This window comes from Thermogemmatispora sp. (assembly GCF_019683755.1).
Lineage (GTDB): Bacteria > Chloroflexota > Ktedonobacteria > Ktedonobacterales > Ktedonobacteraceae > Thermogemmatispora.
Genome location: NZ_JADGHT010000129.1, coordinates 1 through 11998, shown reverse-complemented (window position 1 = coordinate 11998; position 11998 = coordinate 1). Strand labels below are relative to the sequence as shown.

The 11998-nt window shown below is 58.8% G+C and carries 11 protein-coding genes; 4 read left to right on the top strand and 7 right to left on the bottom strand.

The genetic code is table 11. From position 1 onward, the window contains the following. Positions 1-520, top strand: a 520-nt coding sequence (locus tag IRZ24_RS10300) for a hypothetical protein (RefSeq protein ID WP_297163525.1), incomplete at its 5' end; no start/stop codon positions are given. Positions 521-727: 207 nt separating this feature from the next. On the opposite strand, the gene IRZ24_RS10295 is transcribed toward IRZ24_RS10300, so the two are convergent. From IRZ24_RS10295 to IRZ24_RS10265, 7 genes are all read right to left on the bottom strand, one after another. Then, positions 728-1126, bottom strand: coding sequence for a MerR family transcriptional regulator (locus IRZ24_RS10295; protein WP_297163521.1), 399 nt, complete (start codon positions 1124-1126; stop codon positions 728-730). 401 nt (positions 1127-1527) lie between these two features. Further along, entirely contained in the window at positions 1528-2529 is a 1002-nt protein-coding gene (locus IRZ24_RS10290) for a J domain-containing protein (RefSeq protein WP_297163518.1), read from the bottom strand. A gap of 339 nt (positions 2530-2868) precedes the next feature. Further along, positions 2869-3591 carry a nucleotide exchange factor GrpE gene (gene grpE, locus IRZ24_RS10285; RefSeq protein WP_297163515.1) on the bottom strand — a complete coding sequence of 241 codons (723 nt, stop codon included), beginning with the start codon at positions 3589-3591 and terminating at the stop codon, positions 2869-2871. A 272-nt stretch (positions 3592-3863) separates the two neighbouring features. Continuing rightward, positions 3864-4880 carry a segregation/condensation protein A gene (locus tag IRZ24_RS10280; protein WP_297163512.1) on the bottom strand — a complete coding sequence of 339 codons (1017 nt, stop codon included), beginning with the start codon at positions 4878-4880 and terminating at the stop codon, positions 3864-3866. A 318-nt stretch (positions 4881-5198) separates the two neighbouring features. Continuing rightward, the gene (locus IRZ24_RS10275) at positions 5199-5774 is read right to left on the bottom strand and encodes a hypothetical protein (RefSeq protein ID WP_297163509.1); all 576 of its coding nucleotides are present in this window, start codon (positions 5772-5774) and stop codon (positions 5199-5201) included. A 24-nt stretch (positions 5775-5798) separates the two neighbouring features. Continuing rightward, positions 5799-6524, bottom strand: a complete 726-nt coding sequence (locus tag IRZ24_RS10270; protein ID WP_297163506.1) for a site-2 protease family protein — start codon at positions 6522-6524, stop codon at positions 5799-5801. Positions 6525-6691: 167 nt separating this feature from the next. Beyond that, entirely contained in the window at positions 6692-7615 is a 924-nt protein-coding gene (locus IRZ24_RS10265; protein WP_297163503.1) for an MBL fold metallo-hydrolase, read from the bottom strand. A gap of 251 nt (positions 7616-7866) precedes the next feature. On the opposite strand from IRZ24_RS10265, the gene IRZ24_RS10260 reads away from it, so the two are divergent. The 3 genes from IRZ24_RS10260 (at position 7867) to IRZ24_RS10250 (ending at position 11714) form a co-directional block, all read left to right on the top strand. Next, positions 7867-8625, top strand: a complete 759-nt coding sequence (locus IRZ24_RS10260; RefSeq protein WP_297163499.1) for an LppX_LprAFG lipoprotein — start codon at positions 7867-7869, stop codon at positions 8623-8625. A gap of 87 nt (positions 8626-8712) precedes the next feature. Continuing rightward, a complete protein-coding gene (locus IRZ24_RS10255) occupies positions 8713-10494 on the top strand; it encodes an MFS transporter (RefSeq protein ID WP_297163496.1) in 1782 nt (593 codons plus the stop codon). Further along, positions 10491-11714 (top strand): hypothetical protein, encoded by a 1224-nt coding sequence (locus IRZ24_RS10250; RefSeq protein WP_297163493.1) that lies wholly within the window; start codon positions 10491-10493, stop codon positions 11712-11714. Before IRZ24_RS10255 ends, IRZ24_RS10250 begins: the two co-directional genes overlap by 4 nt. Positions 11715-11998 lie beyond the last annotated feature (284 nt).

The following is an 11998-nucleotide window of genomic DNA, read 5'->3' as shown; positions in this document are numbered from 1 at the left end:
GTTAGGTGGCTCCCCTTATGGTTACAGTCCTTTCGGTCAGCAGCAACAACAGCAGCAACAACAGCAACACTATTATACCTACCAACCGCCAGCCAGCGTTGCGCGAGCTGCCAGCGTTCTTGATCCTACCGCGCTCAAGATGGAAGCCAGAAGCGAGGCCCTGCTCAGCTACCTGTTCTGGTTTTTTAGCGGCCTCTTCATCTTCCTGGTGGAGCGTAGGAATCGCTTCGTGCGTTTCCATGCGGCCCAATCGATCCTTTGGTTTGGTGGGCTAACCCTGGTCTTTGCCGTAGTGAGGGCCATTGGGCTTATTCCGGTACTGGGCAGCATTATTCTGGCCCTCCCTATCAGTTGCGCTACGGGGGTGATTCTGGTCGTCGGAGGACTCTCCTGGCTCTTCCTGATGGTAATGGCTTATCGTGGCTCTTACCTCAAGCTACCAGTTGTGGGAGATTATGCGGAGCGCCTGGCAACGCTCTTCATGAAGAAGCCTGCGCAATCTCTGCCACCCACGGCCTGATATGGGAATCAGGACAGGAGATACCTGAAGGTGGAAAAGGCGCTCCGCGGAGAAAGCAGGCGAAGACAGATAGGCCCTCTCGTAGCAAGGCAGGCGAGCAGACAGGTTTTGGCCCATCTGAACCCATCTGCCGACGTACCGACCTACTCCCCAAGCTCTCGGGCTTGCGAGGAAGACAGCGGCTCTGGCAGGTGAGTCTGACCGGCCTCATGATGGAGATGACGATGACGAAGAGGGCGAAGACAGCCCCTGCTGCAGGCGCTGGATAATCTCCTTGAGACGGCGCGTCTCGGCCTCATGTTGCTCGCGCAGACGAGCGATCTCGCGCTCCATCTCCTGCTGCATTTGCTCCATGCGATCCTTCATATGGAGGATCGCCTCTACACCAGCCAGATTCACCCCCAGGTCGCGCATAAGGCGACGAATATGGATGACACGTTCAATATCCTTATCCGAATAGAGACGCGGACTATGAGGGCTGTTACCCTTACGAGCAGGAGAGATCAGCCCAAGGCGCTCATAGTGGCGTAGGGTTTGTTCATGTACCTGGGCTTTTTCAGCCGCGACGCTAATGATATACCAGGCACCATTTTCACGCTCCGGCACGGTACCTCCCTCCTTCCTTCCTAGTGCTCAGGCCGTGCCTGGCCGCTGCCCGGCCTGTCCTCTCCTAACCTGCTTGAGCAAGAGCCGAGCAGACAGAAAGACAGGGGGCAAGCCAAGCTGTCTGGCCAGCCTGCCATGCTACGTGAACGCGTGAGTGAAAGACTCTATTTGGTCAAGCCGTCAGTCGGGCAATCGAGGTAGGCGAGCGGGACCATGCTCAGACCAGCGGAGAGACAAGGAGGCCTGCGTCTCCTGGCCAGCCGGGCCTTGCTTTTGGTTCGCCCCTGGCCCTATCCTGGCACTAGCAAGGAAGCCTGACCAAGGTGACTGGCTGGCGGCGAGGTTGCTGGGCTGCCGGGCCAGGGTGGGCACCGAGACGGCTCTGTCGCGATCTGGTCCGATTAGGTTGCCGAACGAACCTCGACGTTCCGCGTACGGGCTAGTTGTTCAAAGAGCTGGCGCTCCTCATTGGAGAGGTGCATAGGCAAAACCACGCGCACGCGAGCATAGAGGTTACCCTGACCCTCGCTGCGCAGGCGAGGCATGCCTTTGCCCGCCAGACGGAAGAGCCGCCCATTCTGTGTTTCGGGCGGGATCGTCAGCATCAGCTTCCGCCCATCGGGAAGAGGGACGAGGGCCTCTCCACCCAGCAGCGCCTTATAGAGATCAACATCGATATCCAGATAGAGATCATCGCCCCGGCGTTCAAAGACCGGGTCTGGCTTGACACTGATGATCAGATAGAGATCGCCGCGTGGCCCGCCTCCGATGCCGGGCTGGCCCTCACCGGCGACGCGGATGCGCGAGCCATTGTCAACCCCGGGAGGAATCTTGACCTGGATTTTCTTACTCCGCACAATGGTGCCCTGCGCGCCACAAGTGGCGCAGGCCCGGCCATGCACCTCGCCAACGCCCTGGCAAACGGGGCAGATTTCCGTCGACTGGATATTGAAGGTGCGCGTACCGCCTGTGTAGGCTTCACGAAGTGTCACTTCGACCGGCTGCTCAATATTTTCGCCGGCCCGTCGTCGGAACTCCTGACGTGGCGCACGGGCACCACGGCCAAAGAGAGCCTCAAAGAAATCGGAGAAGCCACTGCTGCTCTCAAAGTCCATTGTCGCTGAACGCCCACTGCCATAGGGAGAGGAGCGCCGGAAGCCCGAAAAACCGGCAACCTGATCCTGCCAATTGGGGCCGAGTGCATCGTACTTGCGCCGCTTCTCCGAGTCAGAAAGAACCTCGTAGGCCTCGTTAATCTCCTTAAATTTCTCCTCGGCGAAGCGGTCACCCGGGTTCACATCAGGGTGATATTTGCGGGCCAGCTTGCGAAAGGCCTTCTTAATCTCATCGGCGCTGGCCCCGCGAGAGACGCCGAGGGTCTTATAGTAGTCTTTATATTCCATCTGTCCGCCCCTTTTTGCATTGAGAGCTGCTGGCTCTAGTAGCTACTAGTAGCTAGAGGAGCTAGCCACTGCCAGCGCGCTTGCTTGCGGAGCCACGACGGATCTGCCGGGCTTGGTTGGGACCCTACCACGTTGCCACCAGCCTGCTACGATTGCTGGGAAGTAAAGCCGAGCCAGTTGGTCGGGATCGGAGCATAGGGAAAGGCCACAACGCTTCAGCGCGTAAGCGTTTTGTTTTCTGCTGCTCCCAGATAGTGGGTTGCCCTCGTTGTGGCCCGAGCCTCATCGGCTGAACGGGAGCGGATCAGGTTACTGGTCCCCAGCCCCATTACTCTCAGGTTAGGCTTCCCCTTCCCCTTGCTGTTCCCGCTCCTTATTGCTGGCAGCCACTGTTACCTTAACACGGGCAGGGCGCAGCGTTTCATCGCTCAGCTTATACCCCTTGCGCACCTCCTCCACGACGATGCCCTCCGGCTTTTCGCTGTCTTCAACGGCCTCGACCGCCTCATGGATATAGGGATTGAATTGCTCGCCCACAGTGGGCACGGGAGTCAGGCCCTCGCTGCGAATCAGCTCATTCATCTGCCAGGCCACCAGACGCAGCGTTTGCTGCAGACCCTGACGATCCAGGCTATCCTGGTAGGCCAGCGCGCGATCCAGGTTATCCATGACCTCAAGCAGCTTATTCAACAGGGCCTTCTTCTGCTGCAGAACGCGATCGGCAATATCCCGCTCACGCCGCTTGCGGAAATTCTCCAGATCAGCGCGCTCGCGGACAAACTTGTCCCAGTTCTCACGAGCCTCCTGGCGAGCCTGGGCGAGCTGGGCCGTCAGGTCTGCGAGCTGAGCCTCTAGCTGAGCTACGCGCTCCTCAAGCGTAGGAGCAGGCTGCTCCTCAGCAGCGGCAGCTACGGACGGCTCTACCGCCTCGGCCTGGGCAGGTACAGCGCTCGCCTCTGGCTGCTCTGTTTGAGGCTGGGGCGTCTCAGCCACTGGTTCCGGGCTTTGGGGCCTTGGCTCAGTCTGCGGCCTCTCTGTGGTTTCCCTGGGTTCGTCCGTCATAAACAACACTCCCCTCGTACATGCGTCTTGTGTCTATCTAGAATGGCGCAGGGCGCAGCTGATCGCCGCACCCCGCCAGAGGTTCTCCATTTCTTGCTCGCTTGCTATCTGGCAAGCACTCGTTCCAGGGATTTACTATTGTTTTAGTATAAATTTTGAGCCTGCCATTGTCAAGTTATGACTGGAACGAAGGCGCGACCAATCTCATCGTGGCTTGACTGGTCCTTTAGGGTAGGAAAAACAGAGCCAGCGCCCGAGGCTGCGGTCTTGACCTAGAGGGAGGAGTCGGAAAAGGTCTCGCTCGCTTCCTCGGCCCAGGGTTGAGCTTCCTCCTCTTCGCTCTCCTGCCAACGCGGGCCGCGTTCGAGGAGAATAGGCCCGAAAAGGGTTTCTTGGCGAACGCTGATGCGCTCATGTTTCCATAGGTCGAGCATAGCCAGAAAGGTCACTACGATCAGTAGGCGGGAGGCCCCCGGCTCTAGCAGCTCACTCAGCCAGAGGCGAGGGACCATACGGAGGCGCTCGGTGATGACAGCAATGCGCTCGCTCACGCGGACGCGCGCTAAGGGCAGTACGAGGCCGTCATTAGCCGCCGCTTCGGCCCGGCGCCGGGCTTCCAGGAGACGGCGGAAGCTCTTGGCCAGGGCCTCGACTTCTAGCCCCACTAAGGTCGGCGGTGTCCAAGCTAGTTGAGCCTCAATGCCGGCAAGCAGGCTAGAACGACTATAGGTCTGGAGTCCTGCCTCAGCTCGCTGACGCAGCACATTGGCGATCTCTTTAGCAATCTTGTATTCCTTTAGATGTCGCTCCAACTCGGCTGCCATCTCTTCTGCCTGACGAACCTCTTCTGAGATCTCTTGACGAGGATTACGCGGCAAGAGGCTTTGCGATTTGATAAACAGCAAACGAGCGGCGATGGAGACAAAGGCTGCCATGTTGGCAAGGGGCAGCTCTTCCTCTCTCCAGTGGCGGAGATAGGCCAGATATTGATCAGTTACGGCCACCAGCGAGATAGTGGTGATCTCCATTTGGCGTTTCTCGATCAGATAAAGCAACAGCTCCAGAGGTCCCTCAAAGACAGGCAGACGCACAATATAGCCGGTCTGGGGTAGTCCCCAGAGTTCAGTGGCACCCTGTAACGGAAACTGCTTCGCTGGGTGGTCCGTTCTTGGAGAAGCGGTCTGCTCTTGAGCCTGAGCGCCGTGAGGCTCGGGTGCTGGGCTAGCCTTGGGAGGTGCAGAGGTAGTCGCTCTGTGCGCTTGTCCATTAGGCTCCTTGTCCTGTGTCATGCCAAATAACCTCGTATGTGAAGGCCTCTCGCCATTAAAGCCGCTATTGATCTGCCCGACCACTGCCCCATTGCTCCCGACATACTTGCCGTGGTGCGGGGAGCAGAGCTGAGCCGCAGTGAGCTAGCCCTGAGAAGATCGGAGCAAGGTCAGTATAGAGGGAGAAGGGGAGTGGGGTCAATCGCTTTCGCCTGGTCTCTTCTTGAAGGCAGAGGCCTGCCTGCTCCCAGCTAACCCAATCTGGCCGATCAGTCTCTCAGCAGAGCACGCTCTTACGCTCGGCTGCTCGTAGGCTGACGTTTCTGCCTGGCCAGCCAGCTAGGAAATCTCGTCAATATAGTGAAGCTCAGCGGCTGGTCCGTCTGGCTGGTGATGGGTGCGGATATAGAGGACAGTACGTTCGGAGAGGCCGGCCTGAGCGGCAAGGGTCGCCCCGATTTCGGCGTGCCACCAGGCATAGCCGAGAGCCTGCCGCCAGCGGGGCAGGTCAGGCCGTGGATAGTCCGCCAGCCGCATCAGTAAGCGGGGAGCCAGGCGTTTGCCAAGCACAATCAGGGGTCGGGTCCAGAAAGGTACACGTCCAGCCCCTTTGCCCACATCGTGCAAGAGGGCGGCAGTGAGCAACTCCTGATCGCGACAGCCTCGGGCCTGTAAGCCGCGGTAGACACGCAGACAATGGGCCTGGTCTGCCGGAGACATTGTCTCAAAAAGAGCAAGCGCGGCGGGAGGCAGGACCGCCGTCAGTTCAGCTCGCTCGCTGTCGCTCAAAGGGCGAACAGGACCAAGCTGATTCCAGACCTGTTTCAGGCGATAGGCGATGCGAGCAAGTGGCCATAACCTGCTCGCCCGCTGCTGTCCCGGTCTCAGGCTTTCCTGACAGAGTTGTCGCCCCATTGGCCCTATTGACACCCTGTCCACTCAGAAGCTATAGATTTTGTCAATGTTCGTCACGCTCAGATTAGTGACGAGGCCGGCCAGGAAGTAAGCCCCCTCACGAATGTAACCAGGGATATGAGCCAGAAACAGATCTGGCATCTGAGCGATCTCGGCGGCAAAGGGAACCAGGAAGAACAGCGCCAGGATAATTAACGGTCCCCAGGGTCCAGAGCGTGCAAACTGAAGCGCCTGACGGGTGGGAAGCAGAATGTAGACGATCTGATAGCCGTCAAGTGGGTAAAACGGCAGAATATTCAGGATGGTCAGCGCCAGATTGGTGCAGCCGAAGACCATCAGGAATTGCGGGATACGCAGCAGCAGAGCGTTATCCGAGACCACAGGGTAGATGAGCCGAGCAAATACGGCAAAGGCCAGGCCAACGAGCAGGTTGAAAATTGGACCTGCCAGGGCAACCAACAAGGGGCCACTGGTACGTCCGCCGCGCAGCTTCCAAGGATCAGTCTTGACAGGCTGACCCCAACCCAGACCAACAGGTCCTAGGATCACCGGTAAAAAAGCCAGAATAAGGCACAGCAAGGTCCCGAGCGGATCAAGATGGCGGCGCAGACGCAAAGTATAGCGCCCTTCGATCCGGGGCGTTGGATCGCCGAGCCAGATCGCCACTTGGGCGTGAGCAAACTCATGCAGCGCAATGGCGATCAAAAAAGAAATGACGATCATCAACGCCAAAACTACATTGATTTTCATCTCCATAGCTTTCCTCGTAGTTGCTGTCGGATCTCCGTATAAGGCTCCGCGGAGGCTGGCATTCGTCTTCAGGCGCGGTTGGCACTGGTGCAGACCCTGATGTATTGGTAAGCTGATCTATGCAGCGGTGCTCAGCCTCCCTCGGTGATGAACTTCGTAGCTTTCTTTTATGGGCTGACCAGCAGATCGATCTCCATCGTTTCGCGTGCCAGGCGCGCGCGGCTAAATCGCTGGCGAGTAGCGGACTCGATGTGCTCTAGCTTCTGATCGTCATAGGTTGGCTCATGATGAAAAAGGATTAGCTCGCCTACCCGGGCCAGCCGCGCCACCGTAGCCGCCATCTCATAGGTACTATGGCCAAAGCCGCGCCGCGAATGACTGTAATCTTCGGGAGTATACTGAGCATCATGGATGAGGAGATCAGCCCGATCCAAAAAGGCCAGCATGTCGCTCGGGTACTCCTCTCCCCACTCTAGATCAGTAGCGTAGATGAGGCGGCGCCCTGCATGCTCAATAGCATAGAGCAGCGAGCCATTCTGAGGATGAAGGGTGGTAAACCGAGCGTGGACACGGACCTCTAGCGGCAAGGGGCCTGGCTCACGTGAAATCTGGTCTTCTTGTAACAGAAGCGGCTGCTGGCGGCCGGGCTTCCAAATGATCCACATGTTATCTTCCAGCGTGTAGAAAGCTCGCCGCGACGGTAATCGTCTTATATCGACAGGGAAGTACGGTGGCGACATAACAGGAGTAACAAGCTCATCGAGATCGCGTCCAGCCAGGCGAGGCCCAAAGAAATCGATGCTGACCGTTGGTTCATAGAGAGGGGCGAAGAAAGGCAATCCCAGCAGGTGATCACCATGAGCATGGGTGATCAGCAGAGCGATGTGAAGCGCATGGCCATTGCTCCGTCGCAGCAGCGAATCGCCCAAGGCGATGATGCCGCTGCCAGCGTCCAGCACCAGTGTACGCCCGCTGGCGTCCACCTCGACGCAAGCGGTATTGCCACCATAACGGAGCGTTTGTGTTCCTGGTACTGGGTAGCTGCCGCGCACGCCCCAGAAGCGAACACGAAAACGCGGCTTCTCAGCCATGAATTGCTCCTTCATGCCTGCTGACGTATTGCCTGTCGTTGCATGGTAATTATAGCTTGCAGCGCTCTCCTTGAAAAGGGCTGCCATTTGCTCAGCTTGCTCAACGTCTGCAACTCTGTGGGCTGGCGCTCTCGTATTGGGGAGACAGTGAGCACCAGCCTGATCGCTGTCTTACCTTCAGCTCCCGTAGCTGGTACAATCGTTAGCAGCAGCGTAGGATGCTGCATTGCAAACATGGTCAGGAGGCACAGATGTTGCACTGCAGACGCCAGAGGCTGGCGGATGAACCAGCAAGCCACCGTACTAGCAAGATGAAGAGCTATCTGCCCGGGCGCTGGCCTGTCATGCTCGTCGGGCTGGCGATAGCGTTCTGGCTGTCAGCTTGTGGTGGTAGCCCGGTGCCGGATGCACGACAATTGCTGGCCCAGGCGCAGGCCGCCATGCAGAAGGTTCAGGCCTATCATTTTCATCTCCAGGTCGAGCATGCTGGCAGCGGGACTGGTCTTCTGATTCAGAACGCCGATGGCGACCTGGTCGTCCCCGACCGCTTGCAGGCTCAGGCCAGCGCCTCCTTAATGGGGTCTGTCATGCAGGTGAGAATCATTGTTGTAGGGGAAAAGCAGTACATCACTGATCCCTTTACCGGACATTGGCAAACAATCAGCGGCTTGCCAGATCCGCGCGTACTCTCTGATTCGCGGACTGGTATTGCTGCCCTCTTGGGGCAGATTCGCAATCCTTCGACCCCCAGTGAGAGCACTATCGACGGTGTGACCTGCTGGCAGATCTCCGGCAAGCTTGACGCCAGTTATTTACGCGGTCTTCTGGGAGACCAAGCGCGCGCCGGCTCGCTGCTGGATGCCGTTGTCTGGATTGGCCAGAGCGATAAGCTGCCGCGTCAAATCCGCCTGACAGGGGTGGCTGCCGATGGCGATACGAGCCAGACCGTGCGCACGTTGAAGCTTTCAAGGTTCAATGAAACGATTACGATTAGTGCACCAGTTGTCTGACATGCCTGCTGAGGGTCGCTGGTTCCTCGCCAGCGCTGGAGGTGATGAGTGCGCTCTCTTGCCGATGCCGGGCACCGCCAGGCAGAGATGCCTGGGCAGTTGCCTCTGCTGACGCTGATTCTTGTCTGCGCGGCTGTCTTCTTGACGGCTCTCGATCAAACGGTTGTGGTCACGGCGCTGCCGCAGATGATCAGCGATCTGCAGATACCGATCTTGCAGGTCGACCGCGCCTCCTGGATTATTAGCGGCTACTTGCTAGGCTATGTAATTGCCATGCCGCTGCTGGGCCAGTTGGCTGATCGCTATGGAAGACGGCGCCTGCTGCTTTTGTGCCTGACCCTTTTTGCCCTTGCCTCCCTGGTCTGTGGGCTGGCGCCCTGGCTTGGAGAGCAGAATGATCTAAGCTTCTTACAGGGGCTTGGCATTGATACGCGGTCGCCTGGTCTGGTCTGGTTGGTGGGTGCGCGTGTTGTCCAGGCGGCAGGGGGTGGGGCTGTGGTTCCCATTGCGATGGCCGTCGCTGGCGACTACTACGGTAGGCGTGGCCTGGGGCCGGCCCTGGGACTGATTGGGATGGTTACCGAAGCCGGAGGCGTGCTTGGTCCCCTCTATGGGGCCTGGATTACGCAGACGCTGGGATGGAGCGCTATTTTCTTTCTTAATCTGCCGCTGGTGGCCCTGCTGATGCTGCCGTTGGCCTTCTTTCTACGCGAGCCGGCGCACAGGCTGGGGATTGCCCGGCAAGCAGGTGTTGATCTACTGGGGGCTGCTTTGCTGGGGGCGATGCTCCTCTGTCTGAGCCTGGGGTTGGCGCAGGAGGCAACGCTCTTGACGGCAGGCCAGTCCAGCCTGCAGGTTCAGAGTCAGGCCGAGGCCACAGGTACACAAGGCAATCCGTTCCTGATTGCCCTGGCGCTGCTGCTCTTGCTGATTTTGGTTGCTACCGAGCTACTGTTACAGCGAGGGGTGCCAGCTAGGGAGGGAGTGAGCGAGGCTACGGGCGGAAAGCAACGACATCGGTTGCCGTTGCCTGGCCGCGGTGCCCCTCTTCTAGATCTGCGGCTTTTTCGGCGCCCCTCTTTTGTGGCAGCGGCCCTGGTCAGTTTGCTCGTAGGGGCGGCGCTGATCATTGCGATGGTGGATATCCCCATCTTTGTCGCCACGGTCCTTGGAGAGACGGCGCTTGCCAGCGGTCTGGCTCTGCTGCGGCTGACGGCTATGATCCCTGTAGGGGCTTTGGTGGGGGGATGGCTATGTGGGCGTTTGGGGAGCCGTCCGGTGGCCGTTGGCGGTCTGCTGTTTGCAGCAGCGGCTTTTTGGCTGATGCATCTCTGGCCGCTGCGCGTGGATTGGAACCAGATTACGCTGAGCACCTTGCTGGGAGGATGGGGCTTCGGCCTGGTCATTGCGCCAATCGGGGTGATAGCGCTCGATGCAGCGCGGACCCGACAGGCTGGGCTGGCGGCGGCTTTGGTCACCATGCTGCGTATGATCGGTATGATCTTAGGGTTGGCGGCGCTCACCTCCTGGGGATTGGGCTATTTTCGCGCGTTGGCTGCTGCATTCGTGCCCCCAGCGGGAGCGGCTCCTTTCAGCTCTGCCTACCTGCGCGCCTATACGGCCTATCTGATTCAGGCGGCCCATACTGTCTATACGACCATTTTCCTGGTAGCTGGTGTTCTTTGCCTGCTGGCTGTTCTTCCTGCTTTAGCCTTTCGCGAGAGCCAACCCGTGGCTTTCTTCAAGCGTACTCCCTCTAGAGATGAGCAAAGTTCTGGGGCATCCGCCCGAGTGATGACTGGCAAGGTCCAATCAGACTGGAGCGAGGGCGCCCCGGCACCAGAGACAAGAGAAGGGGATCAGCTATGAGCAGAGAGAGCAAAGGACCGCGCTGGCCCGAGGAGCCGGAAGAGGACACCTGGCCGGCCTTTGAGGAATCACCCCCGCGCCGCTCTCAACAGCGGTACCGTGCCCGCGCCGGTGACTATGAAGCTTATGACTGGGAGGCGGAGGGGGAGCAGCTCAGGCCTAGGCGCAGAGTGAGGCGCCGATGGGAGCGGGAAGAAGAAGACCTGAGAGAGATGGACAGCGAGGAGCAAGATCTCCTGGTCACGAATGGGGCAGAAGAAGCTGCTTGGTGGCGAGAGAGAGCAGAGGAAGAGACACGCCGGAAACAGCGCAGGGGCCGTGGCCCGTCCTGGCTCTGGTTTCTGGCAGGGTGCAGCGTGGCTATCCTTCTGTTATTGCTGGGGATCGCCCTGGCCATCCTCGCTGCCCTACGTAGCGTCACTGGAAGCAGTCCCTTGCCGGTGCTGGGGCCGACCACAAGCACCTACACACAGACGGACGAGCAGACGATACCGGTCAGTAACTTGCAGCAGCTCAGAGTCAGTAGCCAGATTGGCAGCGTTGACATTCTCACCGACGCAAACCTTTCTGTGCCGGAGCTGACGATCGTTAAGAGAACGAAGGCGGGCGGCCAGGCCGAGGCCGATGAGGAGTTCAAGCGCATCGGCGTTCAGGTACAGCCAGGACTAACCAGCCTCCAGGTCACGGCAACACTTCCGCAGAGCGAGAGTCTGAACGGCCCCAACGACTCCGTTGATCTGCGCTTCCGGTTGCCAGCTCAGGTCAATCAGGGGACCGCTCCTTTCCAGTTGAATGTCGAGTTGGCTGTAGGTGATGTCCACATTCAGGGCCTCAGTGGCGTGCTCGTCGTCAAGAATGAGGCGGGCAATATCACCGTTGAGAGGGCAACTTTGACCAGTGGCAGCAACCTGCGTACGGTCAATGGCCAGGTAACTTTCAATGGGGCGCTTGATACGCGCACTGTGGCGGGCGCAAGGCCGCTCTTCGAGATCCATAGCGAAGTTGGCCAATTGAACATAACTCTGCCTGCCTCAACGCCTGTGCTGCTCGATGCCTATGTGAACAGCGGCAAGATCGTGAGCGCCTTCCCGATACAGGTGAGCCTGAATGCTGGTTCTGCCACTTACTACGGGCCCCTGGTACCCGGCAGTGGACCGCAGCCAACCGCCCTTTTGCGCCTGGATGTCGGCACTGGAGCTATCAATCTGCACAGCGCATAAAGTAGCATAGCTGTAGCGGACGCAAGATTCGTGCTATACTATCAGAGTGACGACTCTCGCTATGGGTAGTCCTCTATTTTCAGGCTAGAAAGGCGGGGGATGTTATCGCACAGATCTTACATGTTGACATACCGTCACCACTGGGCCGCCTTGAAGGCATTCTGAAGCCCGAGGAGGCGGGCGTCAAGCCACACTACGTCTCCCTGGTCTGTCATCCGCATCCGCTCTACGGGGGGACGATGGATAACAAGGTCGTTTTCAAGGTGGCCCAGATTCTTCAGGCC

Bases quoted from the DNA above. Each gene is read 5' to 3' on its own strand.
- IRZ24_RS10290 (WP_297163518.1), bottom strand. From the start codon at position 2,529: ATGGAATATAAAGACTACTATAAGACCCTCGGCGTCTCTCGCGGGGCC.
- grpE (WP_297163515.1), bottom strand. From the start codon at position 3,591: ATGACGGACGAACCCAGGGAAACCACAGAGAGGCCGCAGACTGAGCCA.
- IRZ24_RS10280 (WP_297163512.1), bottom strand. From the start codon at position 4,880: ATGACACAGGACAAGGAGCCTAATGGACAAGCGCACAGAGCGACTACC.
- IRZ24_RS10275 (WP_297163509.1), bottom strand. From the start codon at position 5,774: ATGGGGCGACAACTCTGTCAGGAAAGCCTGAGACCGGGACAGCAGCGG.
- IRZ24_RS10270 (WP_297163506.1), bottom strand. From the start codon at position 6,524: ATGAAAATCAATGTAGTTTTGGCGTTGATGATCGTCATTTCTTTTTTG.
- IRZ24_RS10265 (WP_297163503.1), bottom strand. From the start codon at position 7,615: ATGGCTGAGAAGCCGCGTTTTCGTGTTCGCTTCTGGGGCGTGCGCGGC.
- IRZ24_RS10260 (WP_297163499.1), top strand. From the start codon at position 7,867: ATGTTGCACTGCAGACGCCAGAGGCTGGCGGATGAACCAGCAAGCCAC.
- IRZ24_RS10255 (WP_297163496.1), top strand. From the start codon at position 8,713: ATGCCTGGGCAGTTGCCTCTGCTGACGCTGATTCTTGTCTGCGCGGCT.
- IRZ24_RS10250 (WP_297163493.1), top strand. From the start codon at position 10,491: ATGAGCAGAGAGAGCAAAGGACCGCGCTGGCCCGAGGAGCCGGAAGAG.